Annotated in this window: 23 protein-coding genes; 19 read left to right on the top strand and 4 right to left on the bottom strand. The window is 44.6% G+C overall.

The window, feature by feature from the left end; translation table 11 throughout:
- Positions 1-430 precede the first annotated feature (430 nt).
- From MSP8886_RS21145 to MSP8886_RS21125, 6 genes are all read left to right on the top strand, one after another.
- Positions 431-1,069 carry a hypothetical protein gene (locus MSP8886_RS21145; RefSeq protein WP_067020901.1) on the top strand — a complete coding sequence of 213 codons (639 nt, stop codon included), beginning with the start codon at positions 431-433 and terminating at the stop codon, positions 1,067-1,069.
- 180 nt (positions 1,070-1,249) lie between these two features.
- Complete coding sequence (locus MSP8886_RS21140; RefSeq protein WP_067020898.1) at positions 1,250-1,732, top strand: YbaK/EbsC family protein; 483 nt, start codon at positions 1,250-1,252, stop codon at positions 1,730-1,732.
- Positions 1,733-1,974: 242 nt separating this feature from the next.
- Positions 1,975-3,219 (top strand): cystathionine gamma-synthase family protein, encoded by a 1,245-nt coding sequence (locus MSP8886_RS21135; protein ID WP_245659168.1) that lies wholly within the window; start codon positions 1,975-1,977, stop codon positions 3,217-3,219.
- A 173-nt stretch (positions 3,220-3,392) separates the two neighbouring features.
- Entirely contained in the window at positions 3,393-3,488 is a 96-nt protein-coding gene (locus MSP8886_RS22850) for a helix-hairpin-helix domain-containing protein (protein ID WP_083201084.1), read from the top strand.
- A 259-nt stretch (positions 3,489-3,747) separates the two neighbouring features.
- Positions 3,748-5,022 carry a glycosyltransferase gene (locus MSP8886_RS21130; protein ID WP_067020892.1) on the top strand — a complete coding sequence of 425 codons (1,275 nt, stop codon included), beginning with the start codon at positions 3,748-3,750 and terminating at the stop codon, positions 5,020-5,022.
- Between the two features lie 119 nt (positions 5,023-5,141).
- Positions 5,142-5,633, top strand: coding sequence for a GNAT family N-acetyltransferase (locus tag MSP8886_RS21125; RefSeq protein WP_067020889.1), 492 nt, complete (start codon positions 5,142-5,144; stop codon positions 5,631-5,633).
- 83 nt (positions 5,634-5,716) lie between these two features.
- On the opposite strand, the gene acnA is transcribed toward MSP8886_RS21125, so the two are convergent.
- The gene (acnA, locus tag MSP8886_RS21120; protein ID WP_067020887.1) at positions 5,717-8,461 is read right to left on the bottom strand and encodes an aconitate hydratase AcnA; all 2,745 of its coding nucleotides are present in this window, start codon (positions 8,459-8,461) and stop codon (positions 5,717-5,719) included.
- Between the two features lie 629 nt (positions 8,462-9,090).
- Positions 9,091-11,469: an aminotransferase class III-fold pyridoxal phosphate-dependent enzyme gene (locus MSP8886_RS22020; protein ID WP_083201083.1), complete on the bottom strand. Its 2,379-nt coding sequence runs from the start codon at positions 11,467-11,469 to the stop codon at positions 9,091-9,093.
- Positions 11,470-11,746: 277 nt separating this feature from the next.
- On the opposite strand from MSP8886_RS22020, the gene MSP8886_RS21110 reads away from it, so the two are divergent.
- From MSP8886_RS21110 to MSP8886_RS21085, 6 genes are all read left to right on the top strand, one after another.
- A complete protein-coding gene (locus MSP8886_RS21110; protein ID WP_067020884.1) occupies positions 11,747-13,255 on the top strand; it encodes an aldehyde dehydrogenase family protein in 1,509 nt (502 codons plus the stop codon).
- 73 nt (positions 13,256-13,328) lie between these two features.
- Positions 13,329-14,159 (top strand): helix-turn-helix transcriptional regulator, encoded by an 831-nt coding sequence (locus MSP8886_RS21105; RefSeq protein ID WP_067020882.1) that lies wholly within the window; start codon positions 13,329-13,331, stop codon positions 14,157-14,159.
- Positions 14,160-14,265: 106 nt separating this feature from the next.
- Positions 14,266-15,021: an SDR family NAD(P)-dependent oxidoreductase gene (locus tag MSP8886_RS21100; RefSeq protein ID WP_067020879.1), complete on the top strand. Its 756-nt coding sequence runs from the start codon at positions 14,266-14,268 to the stop codon at positions 15,019-15,021.
- 86 nt (positions 15,022-15,107) lie between these two features.
- Positions 15,108-15,524 (top strand): GNAT family N-acetyltransferase, encoded by a 417-nt coding sequence (locus tag MSP8886_RS21095; RefSeq protein WP_067020876.1) that lies wholly within the window; start codon positions 15,108-15,110, stop codon positions 15,522-15,524.
- Between the two features lie 133 nt (positions 15,525-15,657).
- Complete coding sequence (locus tag MSP8886_RS21090; protein WP_067020864.1) at positions 15,658-16,104, top strand: GNAT family N-acetyltransferase; 447 nt, start codon at positions 15,658-15,660, stop codon at positions 16,102-16,104.
- A 120-nt stretch (positions 16,105-16,224) separates the two neighbouring features.
- The gene (locus tag MSP8886_RS21085) at positions 16,225-16,440 is read left to right on the top strand and encodes a DUF6434 domain-containing protein (RefSeq protein WP_067020862.1); all 216 of its coding nucleotides are present in this window, start codon (positions 16,225-16,227) and stop codon (positions 16,438-16,440) included.
- Between the two features lie 197 nt (positions 16,441-16,637).
- On the opposite strand, the gene MSP8886_RS21080 is transcribed toward MSP8886_RS21085, so the two are convergent.
- Complete coding sequence (locus MSP8886_RS21080) at positions 16,638-17,498, bottom strand: LysR family transcriptional regulator (RefSeq protein ID WP_067020859.1); 861 nt, start codon at positions 17,496-17,498, stop codon at positions 16,638-16,640.
- Positions 17,499-17,823: 325 nt separating this feature from the next.
- Between MSP8886_RS21080 and MSP8886_RS21075 the strand changes: the two genes are divergently transcribed.
- Together MSP8886_RS21075 and MSP8886_RS21070 are read left to right on the top strand one after the other, a co-directional pair.
- Positions 17,824-18,579: a sulfite exporter TauE/SafE family protein gene (locus tag MSP8886_RS21075; protein WP_217491379.1), complete on the top strand. Its 756-nt coding sequence runs from the start codon at positions 17,824-17,826 to the stop codon at positions 18,577-18,579.
- A 107-nt stretch (positions 18,580-18,686) separates the two neighbouring features.
- Positions 18,687-19,136, top strand: a complete 450-nt coding sequence (locus MSP8886_RS21070; RefSeq protein WP_067020855.1) for a GNAT family N-acetyltransferase — start codon at positions 18,687-18,689, stop codon at positions 19,134-19,136.
- A 195-nt stretch (positions 19,137-19,331) separates the two neighbouring features.
- Here the strand turns inward: MSP8886_RS21070 and MSP8886_RS21065 are convergent, their stop codons facing one another.
- Complete coding sequence (locus tag MSP8886_RS21065; protein WP_067020852.1) at positions 19,332-20,453, bottom strand: FAD-dependent monooxygenase; 1,122 nt, start codon at positions 20,451-20,453, stop codon at positions 19,332-19,334.
- A 216-nt stretch (positions 20,454-20,669) separates the two neighbouring features.
- Between MSP8886_RS21065 and MSP8886_RS21060 the strand changes: the two genes are divergently transcribed.
- The 5 genes from MSP8886_RS21060 (at position 20,670) to MSP8886_RS21040 (ending at position 23,543) form a co-directional block, all read left to right on the top strand.
- Positions 20,670-21,029 (top strand): PaaI family thioesterase, encoded by a 360-nt coding sequence (locus tag MSP8886_RS21060; RefSeq protein ID WP_067020850.1) that lies wholly within the window; start codon positions 20,670-20,672, stop codon positions 21,027-21,029.
- A gap of 61 nt (positions 21,030-21,090) precedes the next feature.
- The gene (locus tag MSP8886_RS21055; RefSeq protein ID WP_217491378.1) at positions 21,091-21,510 is read left to right on the top strand and encodes a TIGR03067 domain-containing protein; all 420 of its coding nucleotides are present in this window, start codon (positions 21,091-21,093) and stop codon (positions 21,508-21,510) included.
- 457 nt (positions 21,511-21,967) lie between these two features.
- Complete coding sequence (locus MSP8886_RS21050; RefSeq protein WP_139063191.1) at positions 21,968-22,495, top strand: alpha/beta hydrolase; 528 nt, start codon at positions 21,968-21,970, stop codon at positions 22,493-22,495.
- A 70-nt stretch (positions 22,496-22,565) separates the two neighbouring features.
- Positions 22,566-22,925: a MerR family transcriptional regulator gene (locus MSP8886_RS21045; RefSeq protein WP_067020846.1), complete on the top strand. Its 360-nt coding sequence runs from the start codon at positions 22,566-22,568 to the stop codon at positions 22,923-22,925.
- 45 nt (positions 22,926-22,970) lie between these two features.
- Positions 22,971-23,543: an NAD(P)H-dependent oxidoreductase gene (locus MSP8886_RS21040; protein WP_067020905.1), complete on the top strand. Its 573-nt coding sequence runs from the start codon at positions 22,971-22,973 to the stop codon at positions 23,541-23,543.
- Positions 23,544-23,607 lie beyond the last annotated feature (64 nt).

The raw sequence follows: 23,607 nt of genomic DNA, 5'->3' as shown, positions 1-23,607 counted from the left end.
CCCTGCAAAAGACGTGGCCGACTTAACTCCAAGGCGCTGGAAGCACCTGTTCGCAGACAAGCCGTTGAAATCGCCATTGCTCTGAGTCAGTGGCTGTCAATGACTCCCTAGAATGAACGCTTACTTTCTAGGGATGGAGAAGTGGTTTTTTTATAGCTGTTGATCAAGTGGACTATTGGTTACAGCAAAAGGTTGGCGCACTGACATACGTATTGGCTACGAATCGTTTGAAAAACAATCAAAAGTTTGTGTGTTTGTACTGGTAGTGACTCAAAAAGTCTGTATAAAATAACTCAGTTTACGAGTGTGATCCTATAACATGTCAGGCATATGCGGGTTTGCGACCATCTATTCCGTTGGCGTTGGCTCATAAAGTGATGCATACAACAAACGTGTAATTGAGACGTCATATTTTCAAAGGAGTTGAGCGGTGGATTTAGAGTTAGATCACGTTTTTATATTGACCGATAAACCAAAAGCAGCGGGTGATCTTTTAGTTTCTATGGGGCTTAATGAAAGCTTTAGTCGGGATCATAAGGGGCAGGGTACGTCAAATCGTCGGTTTGCGTTTTCTAATGGAATGCTCGAAATACTATACGTACGTGATAGTGAAGAGTCGAAGAATGGTCCAGCAAAAAAACTGAGATTCCCTGAACGGATACAAACAGAAAACGCATCACCGTTTGGAATTGTTCTAACGCGAACTAATGACTCCAAATTAGGTATGCCGTTTGGCGGGTGGAAATATCAACCAGACTATTTTGAGCCACCCAATGCATTTCATGTGGGAGAGAATTCTGAGATATTAGAAGAGCCTTTATGCATTTACGTGCCTTTTATCGGTCCAGTGAACAGAATTGAAGAAATAGGAACCTTTAAGTCTATTAGCAACGTGCAACTATCGGTCCCACTAGAGAAAATGTCTGATACGCTTCTTACATTGCAATCGGCGGATAGGCTTGACATTGAGCTTGGTCGTGAGCACATGGTCGTACTTACTCTGGATAATGGGCGTAAGGGATTATCCAAAGACTTGCGCCCAGTTTTGCCATTAATGATTCATTGGTAGATAGGTAAACATATAAGAGTTTTTTCTTGCCCTACGGAATAGTAACTAGAAGCTAGCTTATAAGCTCTATACTTCAACGATAATGGCCAAAATGACTTAAACAGTCGCTCAACCTGACTCGTTAAGTGTGCGACTGCGGCGTTATGTTTATCGTTGAGTTGCTTAGAATATGGAGGAATTATGTCAACAGAATTGAAGGCTTCATCATTGAAAGTACAAGCTTTTTTGTCTCAGCATGGACAGGATTTTGTTGTTCAGCAAATGCCTAGTTCAACTCGAACAGCGAAAGACGCCGCTGAGGCTGTTGGCTGTACGGTTTCCCAAATTGCTAAATCGTTAATTTTTAAAGATGGTGAAACTGGGGCACCTGTCTTGGTTGTCGCATCCGGTTCTAACATGGTTTGCACCGACAAAGTTAAAGAAGCAACAGGGATTACATTGGAAAAAGCAGATGCATCCTTTGTTCGAGAGAAAGTTGGCTACGCTATAGGTGGGGTTCCTCCCGTAGCGCATAATGAGAAGGTCCAAACTCTCCTAGATAAAGACCTACATCAATATACAGAAATTTGGGCGGCTGCGGGTACACCGAATTCTGTGTTTAAACTCAACCCACAATATCTAGGTGAGCTTACGCAAGGTCAGTGGATAGATTTAGCAAAATAAGCATACAAAGCCTTTAAGAGGCGTTCTTTTGGTAAGGGGCGCTTTTAGCCCCTTTTTGCTGCTGGTTCTGAAGTGTTTCTACTGAACAATTTGTCGTAAATAAATTAGCTAAGATAACCGTTAAGACTTGCCACTTTTGTCTAAGCTGATGATGCAAAGCAAAACTCCTCTAGTGGACCAATAGAAGAGCATGATATGGTTTATTAACACCGCTACACCTTATCAAAATGAAGGCAAATCAAGTGAGTAAATCAACAGCAAAACCTTTCTCAGAATCTAAGTTATTACATGCCGACCGCCGTTCCAACACCGAGCACGGTGCGGTGCGCAAACCGTTACATGTTTCCGCTACTTACGCGTACCCAACTGCTCAAGCATTAGTCGATACTTTCCAAGGCAAGCAATCCGGTTATGTTTACTCGCGTCAAGGAAATCCAACGGGCGCCGCTCTAGAAGCCCAAATTAATATGCTAGAAGACAGCCACAGTACCTGCTGCTTCACCACAGGCATGGCTGCAATTTCAGGTATGATGATCGCCTTACTACGCCATGGCGATCATATTATTTGTAGCCAATTCCTTTTTGGAAACACAAATAGCTTTATGGGAACCCTCTCTCAATTGGGAGTGGAGGTAAGTTTCGTTGACGCCACAGACCCACAACAGGTTGCATCGGCCATTCGCTCTGATACGCGTATGGTCTTTGTCGAAACGATTGCTAACCCAGCCACACAAGTCGCGGCTTTAGCCGAGATCGGCCAGCTGTGTGCACAACACGCTATTCTTTATGTGGTGGACAGCACCATGACGACGCCAGTTTTGCTGCAATCTAAAAACATTGGTGCAAGCCTAGTCATACACTCTCTAAGCAAGGGCATAGGTGGCCACGGCAATGCCCTGGGTGGCTCTATTTCAGATACTGGGTTATTTGACTGGAGCACATACTCTAATATCTACCCAGCGTACCAAAAAGGTGACCCTGCTAAATGGGGTATCACCCAGATTCGTAAAAAAGGTTTACGTGATATGGGGGCAACTTTAAGGGCAGAAGATGCTCATCGTATTGCCACTGGCCTTGAAACCTTGTCACTACGAATCAAAGCGACCTGTGATAACGCATTAGCGCTGGCGACATGGTTAGAACAACAGCCACAAATCAAACGAGTCTATTATCCTGGCCTTGCTAGTCATGCACAACATGAACGAGCAGCAGAGGTATTTAGTGGTTTATATGGCGGTTTATTAAGCTTTGAACTAGACGACACTATTGACTGTTTGGCGTTCTTAGATCGTCTACAAATGGTGATTTTATCTAGTCATCTATCCGATACCCGCACCCTAGCGATTCCAGTGGCTAGAACCATCTTCTGGGAAATGGGGCCAGAGCGCCGTGCCAGTATGGGCATAGATGATAACCTAATTCGACTGTCCCTTGGGCTGGAAAATACGAATGACCTGATCGATGATTTTAGACAAGCTCTTGCTTAGGGCTAAACCATCACTTGGAGAGCACGTCTAGATGATAGATGTGCTTTTCTAGGTAGAAAAAGCGGCTTGCTAACACGTCAAACTAAGTGGACGTTGTTTCTCACCGGTAGTGTGTTTGAGAGGTTATTGTGTGCTATGAATCCATTGAAAGTTAATCGTACAGAACCTATAAATTGACTGACTTACCCAATATTGGTAAGGCTGGTACTTCAGACTTGCAGCGGCTTGGAATCACAACCCCCAAAGAGCTTATTGGTGGTCATACATAAGTGAACGCAAACGTCTCCTATCAGTCCTAAATCAAACAATATGCAGCTTTGCGCCTAGCGTGCCAAAATCAGCTCTAACTTCTCTTCATTTACCAATCCTTCACTACTAAAACCCTCCTATGCTCCACAGACTAAAACAAGTCATTTTCTTTGAGCCTAATTCGACTTCTCACTGGTAAACTCTATTGTATGAACTATGATTTGTTCTCAATGGATGGTTTGATTTTTATTATTGGATGATATTGTAAAAGGCTCGTTTATGCAGATTGTGATTTTAACGATCGGTACAGAAGGGGATGTACGCCCACTTGTTGCACTTGCTGTTGGTCTTAAAAAACTAGGTCATCAGGTCAGAATAGCCACGGATATGAGCTGCCAAAGTCCAGTTGTGGATCACGGACTTGAATTTTCGCCCTTAACTGGTGATTTCATGGATTGGATGCGCCGTGACAAAGACCTGCAAAAACGCGGTTTATCAACATTGGCCATGGCGAAGGCGTTTCAAGCCCAGCTTTTGGAAATGAGCCAAGACTGGCCTGAACAGGGGCGGCAGGCGGCACAAGATACAGACCTGTTGATTGGCAATGGCATGGTGTATTTTCTGGCGCAATCGCTTGGTGAAGCGTTCGGGATTCCAGTCGTTGAAACCCAGTTAGTGCCAACCATGCCATCACATCATGCTCCTATCATGCCTTTGCCTGGTTGGATGAAGAGCCTGCCACCAGCGATAAATGTGGGCCTTGGTCACCTTACTCGCCAAATTGTGTGGCATGTCTATCAACCGGTTTATAACAAAGTGGTTCGGCCACAGCTGGGGTTAGCGGCTTATCCACGTTTCGGCCCGTACCATCATAAGAAATTTCAGCGTCCAAAGATGTTTGCTTACAGCCCATGCCTTATTGAGCCACGCAAAAACTGGCCATCAAGAATTCAGACAACCGGACCATGGATGCTTGAAACGGGTGCCGCTTGGGAACCTCCGTCAGAGTTGCTTGACTTTCTTCAGGCTGGGCCAAAGCCTATTTACATCGGTTTTGGCAGCATGTTCCATCATGATGCCCAAGCTTTTACGGATATGATTCAGGCCTCTATTGAAGAAACCGGGCAAAGGGTTATTATCGCGACGGGGTGGGGCGGTTTGCATGTCAAAAACATGTCTGAGGCCAGTCGCGACAAAATGTTAAGTGTCGGCCATATTCCACATGATTGGCTTTTCCCCCGTATCGCATTGGCTGTCCATCACGGCGGTGCAGGCACGACCCATGCTGTGCTCCGCGCAGGAATTCCATCGGTTGTTGTGCCTGTTTTTGGTGATCAGCCATTTTGGGCACAGCGTCTGGAAAGACTTGGTGTGGCACCTAGAGCTTTACCGCGCGAAACCTTAACCTCGTCAGACTTAACAAAGGCCATCACTGTTGCAGCGAGTACGGAAATGCGAGCAAGAGCCAGTACGGTGGCAAGGATGATGCAAGCGGAAAATGGCGTCGACAATGCCATCAAAGCGTTGCGGGATTTTGGTCTTTTGCCTGCGTGAGTTAGCAGGGCATAAGTGACGAATACATTGTCTGCTTTCTATTGTTTTGCCATGAAGTGTTACGGCATACTTAGGTATGAGAGTAGGAATTGTTCTGCCACGTATGAATTGGAGTCAGTATGTCTTTCTTGGTACCCATGTCAAAGCCCTTTTTTGCACCTTATATTGAAGAGTTGATGGTGCAATACGCAAAGGAGAATGTAGAGGCTGGTCGGTGGCAAAAGTCTGGATCATTATCTCGAGCTAGGCGTGATATTGAGCGATTGTTACCATGCGGATTAGACACAGAAAACCATCATTTTTTTGAAATGAAAGAGCCTGAAGTGAATGAGACAGTGGGCATGGTCTGGTTGTCGCTGGAGAATAGTACAACGACAAGCACAGTGTTTATTTACGATTTAGAAGTCAAGGCAGAGTATCGTCGAAAAGGTTATGCCAAGCTTGCTCTGCGGGAAATTGAAGACTTCGCGGCGACACATAATATTGTCAATATTGGCTTGCATGTCTTTTCTCACAATGCTGCGGCACAAAAGCTTTATAACGAAATGGGTTATGACGCCGTGAGCATTAACATGGTGAAGAAAATTAACCAGACTGACGTTTATTTATAGAGAGAAAAGAGTGCAATAAAAAACACCCAGTCTAGCTCAACAGTGAGCTAGACTGGGTGTTTTGTTATGGAACGGGTGGGGGATTAGTCGAGCATATCTCGCAATACGTATTGTAAAATCCCGCCATGCTTGTAGTAATCCCATTCTTTTGGCGTATCAATGCGTATGTCAGCACTGAAGGTTATTTTATTACCCTCGTTATTGGTCGCCACAACGGTGACATCATCGGCTTTGTCGAGCAAACCTTTGATATCAAATTGTTCTTGCCCTGTTAGACCAAGCGATTCGTAACTTTCACCGTCTTTGAATTGAAGTGGTAAGACGCCCATGCCTATTAAATTAGAGCGATGAATTCGTTCATAACTTTCTGCAATGACGGCTTTAACCCCCAGTAACAATGAGCCTTTCGCCGCCCAATCCCGTGACGAACCTGTACCGTACTCTTTGCCTGCTAAAATAATAAGCGGGGTGTTTTCCTTATGGTAGGTCACCGAAGCATCATAAATGCTGGCCAAGTTATTGTCAGGCTGAGTACGCGTAATACCGCCTTCCGTGCCAGGGGCAAGCAGATTTTTTAGCCTTACGTTGGCGAATGTGCCGCGTACCATGACTTCGTGGTTGCCTCGGCGCGAGCCGTATGAATTAAACTGCGCTTTTTCGACACCATGTTCTTGCAGGTATAAACCCGCTGGAGAGTCCGCTTTGATTGAACCTGCTGGAGAAATATGGTCGGTAGTGACTGAATCTCCCAGTTTGGCTAAGCAGCGCGCCCCTTCAATGGTTGGAACACCTGGAGGATCAATACTCATACCATCAAAGAAGGTGACTTTTTTAATATAGGTTGATGTGTCATTCCAGTCGTAAAGCTTGCCATCGGGTATTTTAATTTGTTGCCAGTGGTTATCGCCTTCGTATACGTTAGCGTAGCTTTTGGCGAACATTTCTTTGGTCACGATCTCTTTGACAAGATCACTGACTTCTTTAACACTTGGCCAAATGTCTTTTAGGTAAATCTCTTTGCCGTTTGCGTCTTGCGCTAGCGGTTCCTTATAAACATCAATATCGGTACGACCAGCAAGGGCATAAGCGACAACAAGCGGTGGTGAGGCAAGGAAGTTCATTTTCACATCTTGGTGAATTCGCCCTTCAAAATTTCGGTTCCCCGATAAAATAGAACTAACAATCAGTTGATTTTTTTGAATAGCATCAGATATTTCACTGGCTAATGGACCTGAGTTACCGATACAAGTGGTGCAGCCATAGCCGACAAGGTTAAAGCCAAGATTTTCTAGGTCATCCATTAACCCTGCTTTTTCTAAGTAGTCGGTGACCACTTTAGAACCAGGTGCCAGTGATGTTTTAACCCAAGGTTTAACATTAATGCCCAATTCTTTTGCTTTTTTAGCCACTAAACCGGCCGCTAAAATAACGCTTGGATTGGAAGTATTGGTACAGCTGGTAATGGCGGCGATAACACAAGCGCCATCACTCAATTCAAATTCTTGGCCGTTATAATGTACGATGGCAGCGCCTTTTATGGGGGCTTCATCAACGGATTCATCAGGATGGGTGACAGGACCTTCGCTTTCTATACGAATGTGTTCTTCACTGCTCTTTTCTTCACGAGCCAGACGTTCGTCTTGAAAGCCTTTTAAATGTTGGCGAATCGCGTCACCCGCTTTATCAAGAGCAATTCTATCCTGTGGACGTTTAGGGCCAGCAAGGCTTGGCACAACACTCGCTAGGTCCAGTTCAAGGGCATCGGTATAGTCGGCTTCATCACCATCATTACGCCATAGTCCTTGGTGTTTTGCGTAGTCTTCAATTAGGTTAAGTTGTGTTTCATCACGGTTGGTTAAACGAAGATAATTAATGGTTTCGTCATCAATCGGGAAAATACCACAGGTTGCACCATATTCTGGTGCCATATTGGCAATGGTCGCTCTATCGGCAAGGGGTAAATCAGCGAGACCGTCACCGTAAAATTCGACAAATTTACCAACAACGCCATGCTTCCGCAGCATTTCAGTGATGGTTAGAACGAGGTCAGTGGCAGTGGTGCCTTCTGGTAGGCGGCCGCTTAATTTAACGCCAACAACCTGAGGAATCAGTAAACTAATGGGTTGGCCAAGCATGGCGGCTTCGGCTTCAATGCCGCCAACTCCCCAACCCAGAATGCCTAAGCCGTTTATCATTGTGGTATGAGAGTCGGTGCCTACTAACGTATCTGGGTAAGCAAACTTTTGGCCGTTGCGATCTTCGTTAAATACCACACGGGCTAGATATTCTAAATTGACCTGGTGAACAATGCCGGTAGCGGGTGGCACGACTTTAAGGTTATCAAAGGCGGTTTGTCCCCAGCGTAAGAACTCGTAGCGCTCTTTGTTTCTTTCATATTCCAGCTTGGTATTTAAATCAAATGCACGAGAGTTACCATAACCATCGACTTGCACGGAGTGGTCAATCACCAATTCTGCAGGCGATAACGGGTTGATTTTAGCGGGATCACCGCCTAACTTTTCCATGGCGTCACGCATAGCCGCCAGATCCACAATGGCTGGGACACCCGTAAAATCTTGCATGACAACTCGGGCGGGGGTAAAAGCAACTTCGGAAGCAGGTTTGGCTTGAGGATCCCAATCTAGTAAAGCTTGGATATCGTGCTCTTTGATATTAACGCCATCTTCGTTGCGAAGAAGGTTTTCGAGTAATATTTTCAAAGAAAATGGCAGTCGTTTGGCTTTATCGCCAAGCCCTTTTAAGGAATGGATATGAAATTGCTCGCCGTTAACAGTGATCTGTTGCTGGGTATCGAAACTATTGTTCATCTTGTTCCCCTTTGGTTTTAGAGATCATTGCACGATTACTGCGTTTGCCTCCTTGTGGTTAAAAAGAGCCTTCCATTGGCTTCGCTTGCGATTTCGTACAAAGGTTTCTATTCGGCAGATATATTTAAAAACACCTCTACTTATAGTGCAGTTCGATGAAAGAAAAAAGTGTAACAGTACTTTTTTACTTAGACGACCTCACTTGCATGATATGCCTCCTTTTGCTTGCTTTCATCCCACCTTTTAGACCTGTGTGATAAACACGAACCTTAATTCTTTCGCATTTAATTTTTAGGACAATTGGGTGGCTAAGTGTGCCCTTTGTCGCAGAAAACCTTAGCGTGTCAGGCTCTCGTTTATTCTTCTAGAGAAGAGAGCTGCATTGCATTCATCTAACAAAAAGCAAAAAAGTTGAAAAATGATTGAGCTGTCTATTTTTTGATGAAGAAAGTGTCATTCCCTCCCATTAAATATGGGGAGGGAACTGGAAAGGCCACCGTAAAAGACGGGTTTAACCCTAACACATTTTGAATTGTCTTGTTGTTTATAATAGCCTAGCCGATTCGGCCAGCTAGGCTATTTAATGACAGACTGTGTTCTTGTTTCCCTAAAACGACAGAGTCGCTAATTTAGCTAAGCGCCTTCAGGCTTTCGTCCATTGCGTTGATAAAGAAATCCACTTCCTCTTTCCCCCAAGTCAATGATGGCCGAATTTTTAGGGTGCCCGGAAGGGATTTTCCGATCATGACTTGGCGTTTGATCATCTCATTAATCAATTGCTCTGTTTCTTTTTCCGCTGGAGTGCGGTTTTCCCTGCTTGTCACTAGCTCCAAGCCTACTAACATCCCGCGCCCGCGGACATCACCGATAAGAGGGTGTTTTTCTGCTAACTGGCGGAGTCTTGCGCGTAGCTGGTCGCCAATGTCATTGGATTTCTGTACCAGTTTTTCACGTTCGATGACGTCAAGCACGGCCATTCCTGCCGCACAGGCAACGGTATTTCCGCCAAAGGTACTGAACAGAAGAGGATGGGTGCCACCGATGAACTGCTTCATCATCTGGCTAGAAAGAATCACCACACCCAGTGGATGACCGTTAGCGACGGGCTTACCCATGGTAATAAAATCGACTTTTTCTGGGTTCAATCCCGCTCCCATGAAGCCCCAAAAAGTTCCCATTCGTCCGAGGCCTGCTTGCACTTCATCGGCGATAACATACCCCCCCGCCGCATGGACTTTATCGGCAATTCGGTCAAAGTAGCTGTCGGGCGGAGTGATGACGCCGTGGGCGCACATGGCCGTATCGAGTATAAGGGCGGCTGGCTGAAAGTCGCGCTGATTTAGAGCTTGTATGGCACGGTCAGCATCCGCTGCGTAAAGGGCTGCCGCATCGGGATGATCCGCGTAAGTGCCGTTGTACATATCCGGCTCGATTAGACACTCGATCTGTGTCGGGTATTGTGCTTCTGGCAGATGTAGCCATGATTCAGGAGAATATTTCGTCGTCAGCTCAGTACAACCATGGTAGGCGTTATTAAGGACTAAGCCACCCTGATGACCACTTAGAGACTGGGCTATCTGTATCGCTAGGTCGTTGGCTTCGCTGCCAGAATTGACAAAAATGCAAGTATCCAGATGGTCGGGAAGGTCCTTGGTCAGTCTTGCGGCGTAGTCCGCGACAATGTCACACATATAGCGTGTATTGGTGTTCAGAGCCTCGGCCTGACGAGCGATTGCCTTGACAATATGTGGGTTGCAATGGCCCATTTGGGGAACGTTATTGTAAGCATCAAGATAGGCTGTGCCATCTGCACTATACATCCAGCCGCCTTGAGCACGTGTGATGTGCAATGGCTGATCATAAAAGTGCCAAATCTTACCCAGATGCTGCTCTCTTTGTTGGACTAACGCCTCTTGATGATCTGAAAATTGAGGCCCCTTGTTGTCAATTGGGCTGTAGACAGGGAAGCGCAAGGCGTCACGCAACCGGCGCGTAACGGTTTCTTGGCCCATTTCGTTCAGCTTGAATAGCATCTTGGTAAAGAAGCGATCTTCCAGATGTGTTCCTGCCTCGGGGTCGTTAAGTTTGCGGTAGTTGATGATAAGAGAGGCTATCGCCAGTCGTAGATGCATCACATCAAACAGTAAATCGACTTCTTGTCCTGTGAGGGGATAGGCGCTGTCGTACCCTTGGGCAACATGCAATAAGGGGCGGATGGGGTCTTCCTCGCCTTCGGCGTAGGTCTCAGAGATGGTAACGATTTCTGCTAAAATGCTGTTAAATGCCACATCTCCGAAGTCCAGAATCGCAGCTATTTCAGTCGGATCGTCATGACTTACCATCACATTGGCGTCGTTAGCGTCCTGATGCACCAGTTGGCAGCGTGTTTTCTTCAGGGCTGGCAGGGTGTGATGCTCTGCTTTATCGAAGGTAGAAGTGAGTAGGTCGCGCAGTTCCCCTTCTGGTAGGCCCGGGAGCATATCGCGTAATTGCAGACAATGTCCTAGATCCCAAAGGTGCTGGTTACTGCCTGCATAGGGGTGATAAAAACTTTGTAGCGCGGCGTTCATCCGTCCCATGGTGGCACCGATATTAAAGTAATACTCATCGCAATAGGCTTCTGGGGTATTTTCCACAACACGGCCATCCATAAACGCAATTAGGCGTATCATATGACGCTCGCCACTTAGCTCGGACGTAATCCACTCGTAGGCGTTATGCTGACGGGTTGGTATGACAGGAGGTACGACCAAGGTAGGGTCTTGCTCAAGGATATGTTCGACCGCCTTTATTTGGAGGTCAACAATCCCTTCGGGCTCTTGAGCATTGGAAATTTTGATCACTCCTTGAGGGCCCTCTTCATTACGAATCAGCCAAGCGAGATCCCGTTCGCTATTCAGTGCGGTGAAACTGCCTTCTAGACCATACAGTTCCTTGACCAGAGATTTAATCTGGGACAGCTCAAATTGAGGTGGGTTACGATTAGCCAGAGATGAGTGATTCGTCATAGTGTTATCCTTTCAAGAATAATAGTCGCTGTTTGTATTGGCCTGTCTCAGACCTCTGAGACTATTCTGAGGTGAGGTCGAAAATAAGAAAATAACCCCTATGGCGTAGTTAACTGTGATTCGGTGTAAAAAAATACCCTGCAAAGGGTATACCTCTTTGGCTCAGGGGGATTCAGAGTAGAGTATGTTGTATGTAGGGTTGTGTTGAGCGGAAGCCTTGACGCTAATCCAACCGACCCCTTCGTTTGATTTCCACAAAAACAGGATGAAAACCGCTATGAATGAGACGATTAAAGCAATGCTGGAAAAATACAATGTCACACCAGAGACTCGCGCTTTTATTGAAGCCGGCCACCAGAAGATGTTTATCGACGGTCAGTTCGTCGATAGCGAGGATGGAGCGACGCTCAATATTGAAGACCCGTCCAATGGTGAGCATTTGTTGACAGTACCTAAAGCGACTGTAGCCGATTTGGACCGAGCCGTTGCCGCCGCTAATCGTGCATTCAGAACGGGTCCATGGGCAGAGATGAAGCCAAATGAGCGTCAAGCACTATTATTCCGCATGGCCGATGTGATGGAAGCTCACGCTCAGACTTTGGCTGAACTGGAAGCCATTGATGCGGGTAAGGCGATCAGTGGTTGTCATGAAGTGGATATCGCTGGGTCGATCGACTTTTTGCGTTATATGGCCGGATGGACGACGAAGATTGAAGGCAGCACTCGTAATGTCTCTTGTCCTGGGGAAGCGTTTGGTTTTACCTTGAAAGAACCAATTGGTGTCGTTGGCGCGATTGTGCCATGGAACTGGCCGCTAAACATGGCGATGTGGAAAATGTGCGCACCGCTGGTGGTGGGTTGTACAATTGTGCTGAAACCTGCTGAGATCACACCGATGAGTATGATCTATTTAATGAGAATTTGGCAGGAAGCTGGACTACCAGACGGTGTGGTGAATATTGTCATTGGTACGGGAACTGAGATTGGTAGCCCTCTGGCCGGCCATCCAGGAATCAACAAAGTGTCCTTCACTGGCTCAACACCTGTGGGTAAGCTGGTGGGGAAAGCCGCTTTGGAAAACATGAATCCTGCTACGTTAGAGCTAGGAGGCAAGTCTGCCATGGTTGCTTTTGACGATGCCAATCTAGAGGATATCGTCACAGGAACATTGCAATCCGTTTTCTTTAATTCTGGTCAGACTTGTTCTGCAGGTTCGCGTTTATATGTTCAACGGGGCTTGTATGACCAGGCCGTTGCCGCCGTTGCAAAAGCGGCCAATGATATGGTAGTTGGCGATCCGCTTGATACGAACATCACGCAAGGGCCACAAATTAGTCGTCGTCAACTGGATAAGATACTTAACTATATTGAATCGGGTAAAGCTGAAGGTGCTCGGCTGGTGTGCGGTGGCGAGCAAGTGGATCGCCCTGGCTATTACATGCAGGCGACGGTATTTGCCGATTGTAATAACTCAATGAAAATCGTACGCGAAGAGATCTTTGGCCCCGTCCTGGCCGTTATTCCGTTTGATACAGAAGAAGAGGCGGTGCGCCTAGCGAATGATTCGGATTATGGTCTTACTGCCTCTGTATTTACTCAAGATGTCAGTCGAGCACATCGATTATTGAAGAAAATGGAAGCTGGTACCGTCTTTGTGAACACCCATGATGCGATGGATTCCTCGTTGCCGTTTGGTGGTTACAAGCAGTCGGGTATCGGCCGTGACTTGGGGCCTGAACAATTAGAACACTTCCTACAAGTAAAAACGGTGATCATGCAGTTATAATGGGCTATTCGTTGCTGGGGGAATTTGTATGTCCTGCAACGGATTGTAGCAGGCACATACAAATGAGGTACTGATGAGCAGAACAATACACCCAACAGCCATAGCGATGATTGCCCGTTTGTCCGAAGGTTTGATCCAGCTCGTTCCACAAATCAGTAGTGAGGATTTTCCTCACTTACTGGTTGAGGTGGTCAAGCTATTTGTTCCTGCGGATGAGATAACACTGATTTTATTTGAGGATAAGCCTGAAGTTTTGGTGTCGGAGAAAACCGAGCAGATAGGTAATCAGTCAATTGATATGTATCTTGCGGGGGCCTACTTACTGGACCCATTTTACCGTGCGAGTGTCGAGTTGACGCAAAGCCAATTTTTCACTTATGACGAACTCGTCCCCGATGGGTTTCGTCAGAGTGAGTTCTACAAGCAGTATTTGGTTAAGATTGGGCTTGAGGATGAGTGTGGCTATCTGATTATCTTCCCCGGTGGGCAGTTTCTACATCTGAGTATTGGTCATGGTAGAGGGAGTTCGTCACGCTTAACTCCATCAGAACAGCAACTGCTCGACACTCTGACGCCTCTCATTGATATGTTGTGTCAGCAGCATTGGGGGGAACAACTGTCGAAACCCCTTAACCGTCAATTAGATCAGGCGTTGGCTAATTTTGGCTCCTCAAAACTGACAGAACGTGAGTGCGCTGTTATCCGTATGGTATTACAGGGGTATTCTCCAGCAGCCATTGCCGACAAGTTATTTATCTCTCCGGGAACCGTACGGGTCCACTTGCGTAACAGTTACAAAAAACTTGATATCGGTTCTCAGCTTGATCTGCATAATTTGTTTATAGGTGCTTTGATGCAGTTTGAACACTATGAGGGGGGCGATCCGTTAGAGGGGTTTTTCTGACCGCTCGATGCCTGTTGATGTTGTATCAAAAAAGTAGGACGTTAGGAAAACGCTATATAATATCATCGGCACTGGCATTATCGCCGACACAATTTTAGAGGTATAAATGTTTTCTCTTAAAGGATTAAATGCCCTTATTACAGGTGGTACTTCAGGTATCGGATTGGCGAGCGCAAGACGCTTTGCCGCTGCAGGCGCCAAGGTGGCGATCGTTGGTCGCCGTGATGGAACACATCTCGCCGATGAAATAAACGGAATATTCCTGCAAGCAGACGTGACTGATGAGGATCAGTTGCGCGCGTGTTTCGAGGAAGCGCAGGCACGCATGGGCAAGCTCGATATTGTTATGAACAATGCCGGAATTGAAAATTCTGGACCGACCATTGCCGAGCAAAGTGCCGATGAGTTTCAGCGTATCTTGGAGATCAATGTAAAAGCAGTCTACAACGGCTTGCGCTTTGCGCCGCTACATATGAATGACGGTGGATCGATTATCAATACGTCGTCAGACGTGTCAAAAGTCGGTTATCCCGGTTACGGTCAATACTCCGCAACCAAGTCTGCGGTTTGTAGTTTAACGCGAGTGGCTGCTATGGAATTGGTTCCGCGAAAGATTCGAGTGAATGCGATCTGCCCAGCCTCCATATGGACCGAGATGCTGTATCCTGGCCATTCTGAAGTGGTAATGACCGAGCGAACGAGTCCTATGATTAGGGTTGGTCAACCTGAAGAAGTAGCCGCTCTATGTCATTTTCTTGCTGCGCCTGACTGTAGTTACTTGACGGGGCAATCAATCAACGTCGATGGCGGACTGTCGGCAGGTATGGCCGATCACACTTTCGAGAGATTGATGCGGGACTGAAAGCGTTTAGAAAGAGGCCGAACAAAGTAAGCAAGCTGACGCTAAAATGCGCAGCTTCATTCCGCATTATGTGATTGGAGATTACATTGAATATCGAATACAAAGTGAATAAGCAAATTTCGGCCGAGGAATTTATAGACTTACTTAAGCGCTCAACATTAGGGGAGCGCAGACCAATTGAAAACATTAAATGTATCAATGGTATGCTGGAAAACAGCAATCTTATTATCACAGCGTGGGACGGCAGCAAGCTTGTTGGTGTTGCTCGCTCTGTTACAGATTTCCATTATTGCTGCTATCTGTCAGATCTAGCGGTTGATGAAGAATATCAAAGGTTGGGTATAGGGAAGCAGCTACAGGTTCAAACACAAGGCCAAATAGAGCCGACTTGTAAACTGTTTCTCATCGCCGCCCCAGCAGCCAATGACTATTACGGGCCACTTGGTTACACCAAAAATGAGCGTTGTTGGGTGCTAGAACGTGGCCGTAAAATTATCACATAATAATCATTAAGAGGGATTTTTAACGCTTGACATGGTCAGTCTGAGTCAGTTTTAGTGTTTACGGCACAATGCACAAGCCTTTGTATTGTGTTATCTGCTACTTAACAAGTCGGTATGTGAAGGAATAGATAACATGGAAATTAAAAAGCTTCAAAAAGCCGATCTAGAAGGGTTGTTACGACTTTACAGGCACCTTCATCTTGATGACAAACACCTCGAATTTGAAAAGGCTTCAGAAATATGGGCACAGTCAGCGAAAAACGACGCTATTTCCTACTGGGGCCTTTTTCTAAAAAGTACGCTTGTGAGTTCCTGTCAGCTAGTTCAAGTGCCAAATCTGACTCGGGGTGGTAGAGCGTATTGTTTGATAGAGAATGTGGTGACGCACCCAGAGTACAGAAATAGAGGATATGGTAAAACACTTTTAACCTCAGTTTTGGACCATGCCTGGTCACAGGGATGTTATAAAGCAATGTTAATGACAGGTCGTAGCGAGGAAAGTGTATTGGAATTCTATGGAAGTGTGGGGTTTAATGGTGGTGAAAAACAGGCATTCATCGCAAAGCCAAGCAATATATAACCGTTTCCCCATGTGCGATATCCGTTCCGTCGCCTTGTTTGTGATAGCTATACCACAAAAAGTTCCAACGACATAACGGCGCCATTGGTGGGCGTTACACAAAAAGGAGATTCCAAAATCATGGAAAAGTTTGATTGGCATAAAAATCCAATAGATGATTATACAATAATCACGGATAGCTATAAAACAACCCAAAATGTCCGTAGATATTTCAAATCAAAATTTGGTGAATCGTTTAAATTTGATCGTACTTTTATGGATTGGATGAAGAACGCAACTGGCTTGACTATGGCTGACGCTGCACAAGAGTGGATTAGACGCCAAGCATCAAAATAAGTTATTAACCAAACATTCTTACTTATGTAGGGGTGCGTAGAGAGGTGTTGTATAACAAAATATTAGCCTCAAAATGCCCTACGAGCGAATAAAAAATTTGGTAGTATTTAATTATGGCTACCCCATGGAATAGGAAGCTAGCCTCGTGGGAAGTTATTATGCCTGAGCAATAAAACCTATGGATCAGCTACTCAAATCTACATTTCAGATTTTATAAGCGTTAAAAAAGCCTCTTTGGCGGGATGATGACCGGTTTCCTTGTTCCATATAAAATAATTATGGATGGGTTTCAATGCCGCAAAAGAATACCCTTTTATCCCGCCAATAAGCTTGAACTGTTCAAATACTCCCTTGGGAACTAAGGAGACGCCTGCACCGGAGCTCACGCAGCCAAGAATGGTGCCATAGCTTGCGATGCTTGTTATGGGCACTGAAATACCACTTTCTGATAACCAATTCTCCAAGGCTTTTCGATAGGGACAACCTTCAGGCCACATATAGATGTTTTTACCAACGAGGCTTTCAGGAGATTCAATATTGTTAAGTGCGGAAGAAGCAATCACAGCCAGATCCTCCCAATAAATGGCTTCACAATGCAGCGATGGGTGAGCGGTCTTGACCGCAATAATGGCACCGTCCAGTTCATGCTTTACGACTTTGTTCTCCAAATTTTTCCATGTGTCGGTAGAAAATTCGATATTCACCGCTGGATACGATAGATGATAAGACGACAATAACTTCGGTAGTCTGCTCGTTGCTGAGGACTCTATTGCACCAATACTAAGTGTCCCTATAGGAGAGGATCCAGCGCCAATGGATCTTTTGGCCTCTTCACAAAGTGAGAGAATTTTATTTGTATACGCTAAGAAAACTTCACCAGAAGGGCTAAGAACCAGGCCACGTCCTTTTCTAATAAACAGTGGCTCTCCTAACTCTTCCTCTAAATTCTTAATTCTAGTGGTTATGTTAGAAGGGACACAGTGAAGCTGCTCAGCCGCTCTTGCAATGCCGCCATTATCTGTAATTTTCTTGAACATGCGCAGTTGAGATAATTCCATGACCGATCACTTAAAATGAATTTACCAATCAATATAAGTCACTTTTATTTATCTTTCTAGCCGATTAATTTGGGTATGTATCAAGGCGTCATATAAAGGCGCGGCAAATCATGCGAATTGAGACCGACGAAAGGGACTGACATGAATAAAACGACGCTAGAAAGATCAGCAGATTGTTTTCTTTCTGGACAAACGACCTCTTATGGAATGCTGGAATTTGAACAGACTTTTCTTGCAAAACGGCCATTAACGAAATAACGCCTCCCTTCAATATACCCCTTGTCACCGTTTTGGCAGGGCGCTCTAGAGTAAGAAAAATATGGTAATGGATCTTTATACATTAGGGTTCTTTTCTTTTTGTGGTGGGCTAATTGATGCCGCTGTCGGTGGTGGCGGATTAGTTTTGATGCCTGCCTTGCTCCATGCGTTACCAGATTACGGGTTAACGACGGTATTTGGCACAAACAAATTTGCCGTATGGGCTGGAACGCTCTCTTCTATATTTCGGTATGCAAAAGGTGTCAAGATCGTATGGAAAATCATGATTCCGACTGCTTTGTCTGCTTTCTTTTTTTCTTACTTAGGCGCCATGTCTGTTTCTTTGGTTCCCAAGGAAACGATGCAGGTCGTGGTTTTTATTCTTCTTGTCACAATGGCCATATATACCTTCATAAAAAAGGATCTAGGAAGGGAGCATCAGCACGTAAAAGTCACTAGCAAAGAGATCGCCAAGGGAATAATCTTTGGAAGTTTGATTGGCTTTTACGATGGGTTATTCGGACCAGGTAGTGGTAGCTTTCTCATTTTCCTATTTGTTCGAGGTTTTGGATTCGATTTCTTAAATGCCTCGGCATCGGCAAAATTAATTAATATGGGAACGTTCACAGCAGCCCTTTTGTTCTTTATCCCGTCAGGCAATGTCCTATGGGATGTAGGCCTCTTCGTCGCTGGTTGCAATATTCTTGGGGCTCTTGTTGGTGTATTTCTGGCAATTAGGTATGGAAGTCGCTTTATCCGCATTGGCTTTTTAATTCTGCTTACTTTCTTGATTGGAAGAATGGGACTGAATATTTTGCTTTAATCGTGGTATACAGGACTCTATATTAGTTGGTAAAGGCTTTAGGGGGCAACAGAACGAGTAAACATAGCAAGGCAAGGTAAAAATGATTGAGGTGTTATGTGGAAAGTATGAAATTCGAACACAAGAAAGTAGAACCTAGTAACGAAAACTTTCAATTGCTTGTTGCTGAGTTGAACAGGTCGCTTAGTCAGATTACTGGTGATTCTGGTGAAAGCTCGTTTTTACCTGAGGTTTTTGATTCATCGAAAGGTGGGTGTATTGTAGTCTATCTAAACAAATTCTCTGTAGCGTGTGGGGTATTTAGATATTATCAAAATGAAGTCTGTGAACTAAAGCGAATGTACTCTAATACATCTGGTGCGGGGTCTTATTTGCTTGAGCAGCTTGAATGTTATGCGGTTGAAAAAGGCTATAAAAAAGCTGTTCTGTCTACACGTAGAGTGAACTTAAAAGCGGTAAATTTCTACCAACGTAACTCTTACTCAGAATCACGTGCATACGGTAAATATGTTGGCGTAAAACGGTCAATTTGTTTATCAAAGGTGCTAGTTACATAACAATTTATATCTATGTGTCACAGAAGTTTGGCTATAAATTCGACGGTGGTTCGTTGTTTCCTTTTAATTTAATTGTTCGCGTTGCCAAACTTAATTCTCCGCTCATTCTGGGAGAATTAAGTTATGAACCCATTATCTGTGCTCCTTCACAACTTGTGGCCGAAAACAGATCTGGCTAAATTAATGCCGTGTTTTTTAATCCATCTCCGTTAGCAATTTTCGCCATCCTACAACATTGGCAGGGCCTTTTAGACGAATTATGGTATTGCGAATAAATCGCCCGATAGGCGAGCGGCCTAGACCTGCTAACTTAATAATTTTATTCGACTCTTTAACGGTCCAAGTGACTCTGTCGGCTCTTTTCTGCTGATATTGTTTTAAAGCATCATGCAGTTCATGTTGCTCTAAAAAATCCGCTAAACAGTTAATATCTTCTAAAGACATGCCAGCCCCTTGTTGCAAGCTTGGCGGACAACCATGTAAGGCATCACCGACTAACACCACCCGATTAAAAAGCGGTTCTGTGTGTTGCACGGTCTTTAACTGACCAAGCACTATGTGTTGATCCTCACTCAGGCTATTAATGCATTCAGTAACGGGTGATGCATAGTCAGAAAAAACTTCTTGAATGGCTTTATTGCTTGCTAACGAGGCAAACTTGCCGTCTTCATCCATAATTTGGCCGTAACAATAGACTTCATCTTCACTAATGGGGTAAATCATAAAGGCTGATTCATTACCAACATAGTAAGTTGGCTGAATACCTGCCACAGGCTTTTTAGCCGTGAATCTCCAGTTGGTGACTTTATGAGTTAGGGGAGCAGAATGGGGTTGTACCATCTGTCTAACGGAAGAGTTAATGCCATCCGCTGCGACCACCAAATCATAGGCTTTTGTCTCACCAGATTGGAAAGTCACAAGTACTTCGTTGTTATCTTGTTTAATGTCTTCAAGCCATGTGTTTAGTTGTACATCTTCTGCTATGTCCTTTCTCAACACAGACATAAGGTCATCGCGCTTCAATGCAACAAAAGGGGCTTTATTTAATGGGGCGGTATGCAAAGAAGCGCGCGCCAAGGTTTTGCCTGATGATAAGGCGTATTCAATTTGATCAACTTGATAGGCAAGATTGAGAACAGGTTTACTCAGGCCTAGTTTATCCAGTGCCAACATGGCGTTAGCGGGCAAACATATTGCTGCACCTTCGCTACTGAGTGTTGCTGACTTTTCAATGATATCTATTGTGAAACCTAATGGTTTCAAACGTCGATATAATGCACAGCCTGCCACTCCGGCCCCGACAATTAACACCCGCATTAAATGACTCTCTTGGTTGATTTATGTTGGCCGTATTTTATAACGAGAGGCGGCCAACTATCGATAGTCTCAGTATTATAAAACTAAAAAAGTCATATAAATTATAGTTTTATGCGTTTAGGGAGCGTGATAGAGTTGGCAAAGACCTCGTTTAGGCATGGGGTTTTCAGTCTATACTCGTGGAGGTTTCTTCTGAAGGGAAAAGGGGGATGATGTATGAAAGTCAAAGGAAACATTGAGTTTACCATCAAAGAGCACTCAGAAAGTATTGTGATCTCAGAGATGCCTGTGTCCGCAGGTATCAAAAATCCATTCGGTACAGCGCACGCTGGGGCGATACTTTGGTTTGCTGATGTTACTGCTACCGTGTTGGTTATGGGAGGTGTTGAAGCTAAAGAAGGCATGCAGGGCTTTCCTTTGGCGATCAATTTGAATGCCAACCTCGTTTCAAACCAAACAAGCGGCGAATTTGTGGCAAAATCGGAGTTTGTTAAACGTGGCAAAACGGTAAGTGTCGTGCGCACAACGGTCACAGGTGCTGGCGACAAATTGATTGCTGATCTAACAGGGTCTTGAACCACACTTTTGGCTATCCTGATAATGAGGCAATGACTGTCAAAAGTGAGGTATTCATCGTATGGGCATAACATCGGCTATGAACAAAGAAGAGCATTTAATTGCAAATGAAATAGAAATACTCCAAGGCGCGTGGCAACAGATTGCTTTGGAAGCGGATGGAGAAGTCAACCCTCCTGATGAGCACTCGGTGCCTGGAGCGCTTTGCTATTTTTTCGGGACGCAGTTCTCTGTCCGTACACCCGACGGAACGGTTTTGATTGAAGGGGACTTCGACATCGATCCTTCAGCACATCCGAAACGTATTACATGGATCGATTCCATAGGACCTGATGCGGGAAAACGACTGCCTGCCATATACGCTATTGAGGGCGATCACTTCATATTTGTCGCAACAGATGAAGGGCAGCCATGGCCCACTGAGTTTAAGACGGTTCCAGGTCTGACAATGCGTTCATTTATACGACATAAGGCAAGCTAGTGAGTGACATGTGATTCTCATTACATGAACTGTTTACCTAAGAAGGTGCTTTGTGTGGGTGAGCCGGTGCGTTATTTGTACGGTTGATTCGTAAGCCTCGGTATGCTTGGTTTAGGTAAGAGGGTAATGCTAGCAAAAATATGAATTGACTAGTATAAAAGTCCTAGGAGCGTTTTTAACAAGCTACCATGTTAAAAAGTTGGCAAAGAGGTTATAGAAGTCGGTTTTTTCATTATTTAGTACCAAAATCGATAACGTATAACCGAAGAGTTAGGCATGGACTCTGGAGGGCCATATTAAAGGAATAATACTTGCTATCTGCATTTTAATTGGGGGCGTTGCCACATATGTCTATTGTGATGCAATTGATTCTCAGCGGTTGCGTAATGCTAAGTTCCTCGGTGATAGGGATAGTCATTCTGTTGTTATCTATCTACATGGGATGGATCTACCTAATGTGTCAGATCAAGAGCTGGCTAATCATCAAAAGCTAGATGAAATTGGCCATGTCTTGTCTATTAAATTCTATTTACCTCGATCGGTTACTAAATGTCATCAAAATGATAATCAGCTTTGCTGGCCACAGGATAATGTAGATGAGTTGGCAAGGACGCTTTCGACGATAACAAGTAGTGCCAACTTTGAGCGTGGGGATAAGCTTGAGGGGATAATTGGCTTTTCTAATGGTGGCTTTTTTACCAGTAAGCTTATTCAAAATTGCTTGCTTCCTGATGATTTTTGGGTGGTATCTATTGGAAGTGCTGGTGCTTGGGGGGACTCAGAAAAAGATTTATCAAATTGTGGTCGTGTAACTTCCATCATAGGAAAAAATGATCGTTGGCATTACTCTTACATGCTGAATTTTCACCGATATCTTCAATCCGTTGGCGCAAAATCAAAACTAATTGAAGTTAATGGTGGGCATGCAATGCCACTAAGCGAGTTAAAAAGAGAGCTTGCTTTATTGCTTACGAAAAATCAGTAAAAAGGTATAGCGAGCAATTTTGAGTGATGCCCACCTTACTTTATTTTCGTTTCTACAACAGGAGTCTTAAGTGTTTATAAAGGAAGCATCTGAGGTATCTGGGGCAACTCAAAGAGCCATACGATTATATGAATCATTAGGCTTACTGAAGGTTCCACGCTCCGGCAGGTATCGTGTGTATAACGAGTCGAACATCAACTTAATTAAGATCATAAAAGAAGCGCAGAGTATAGGGATCAAACTGTCAGAGTTAGTTGCCTTAAAATGTGAAGAAGAGGATTTTCAATGGCAGAGAGTGAGTGAATTTCTTAGTAAAAGACACACTGATGTTGAAGCTCAGATAAAGGCATTAAAAGTTCAGAAGCAACGCATTGAGGAATATAAGAAATCAATTGATGCCTGCCTTCAAGGAGTTGACTCTGACCTATAGGTAAGACCTTACACTATGCTTTTATTCAAGAGGGATGTGATATTCATGAAAAAAGTACTAGTTGTTAATGCAAATCCTAAGTCCAATAGTTTGTGTAAAAACTTAGCTGAGCGTTACGCGCATTCTGCGTCGGTAAGGCATCAAGTTAAACGGATTGACATTGGTGAAATGAGCTTCGAGATTAGTTTAGAGCAAGGGTATGATAAAACTGTTTTATTAGAGCCAGATTTGTTGCGATTTCAGGAATTGGTTAAATGGTCTGAACATATTGTGATTGTTAGTCCTGTTTGGTGGGGGACGGTACCTGCAAAGTTCAAAGGTATGATCGATAGAAGCTTTCTGCCCAATTTTGCATTCAAATATATTGAGGGTAAGGCCGTACCAGAAAAGTTACTGAAAGGGCGAACATCTGAGCTGATTGTTACACTTGATACTCCTCCATTTTGGTATAAATACGCCCAAGGGAATGTCATATACAAACACCTAAAGAGCGCGATATTGGAATTTTCAGGCATAAAAAATCGGGCGTCGACTTATTTTGGTCCAGTAATGCATTCTAATAGCGTCAAGCGAGCAGCTTGGTTGGATAAAGTCAGCCGTCTAGCGGAGAGGATATAGTACCTGTCTCGGTGATTGGTGTAATAAGAGTACTATTAACTCAGAGCTGATCTGACCGTCACCT

Source organism: Marinomonas spartinae (genome assembly GCF_900089775.1).
Lineage (GTDB): Bacteria > Pseudomonadota > Gammaproteobacteria > Pseudomonadales > Marinomonadaceae > Marinomonas > Marinomonas spartinae.
The sequence above is the reverse complement of the archived record's forward strand: the minus strand, read 5'-3'. Positions and strand labels throughout refer to the sequence as shown.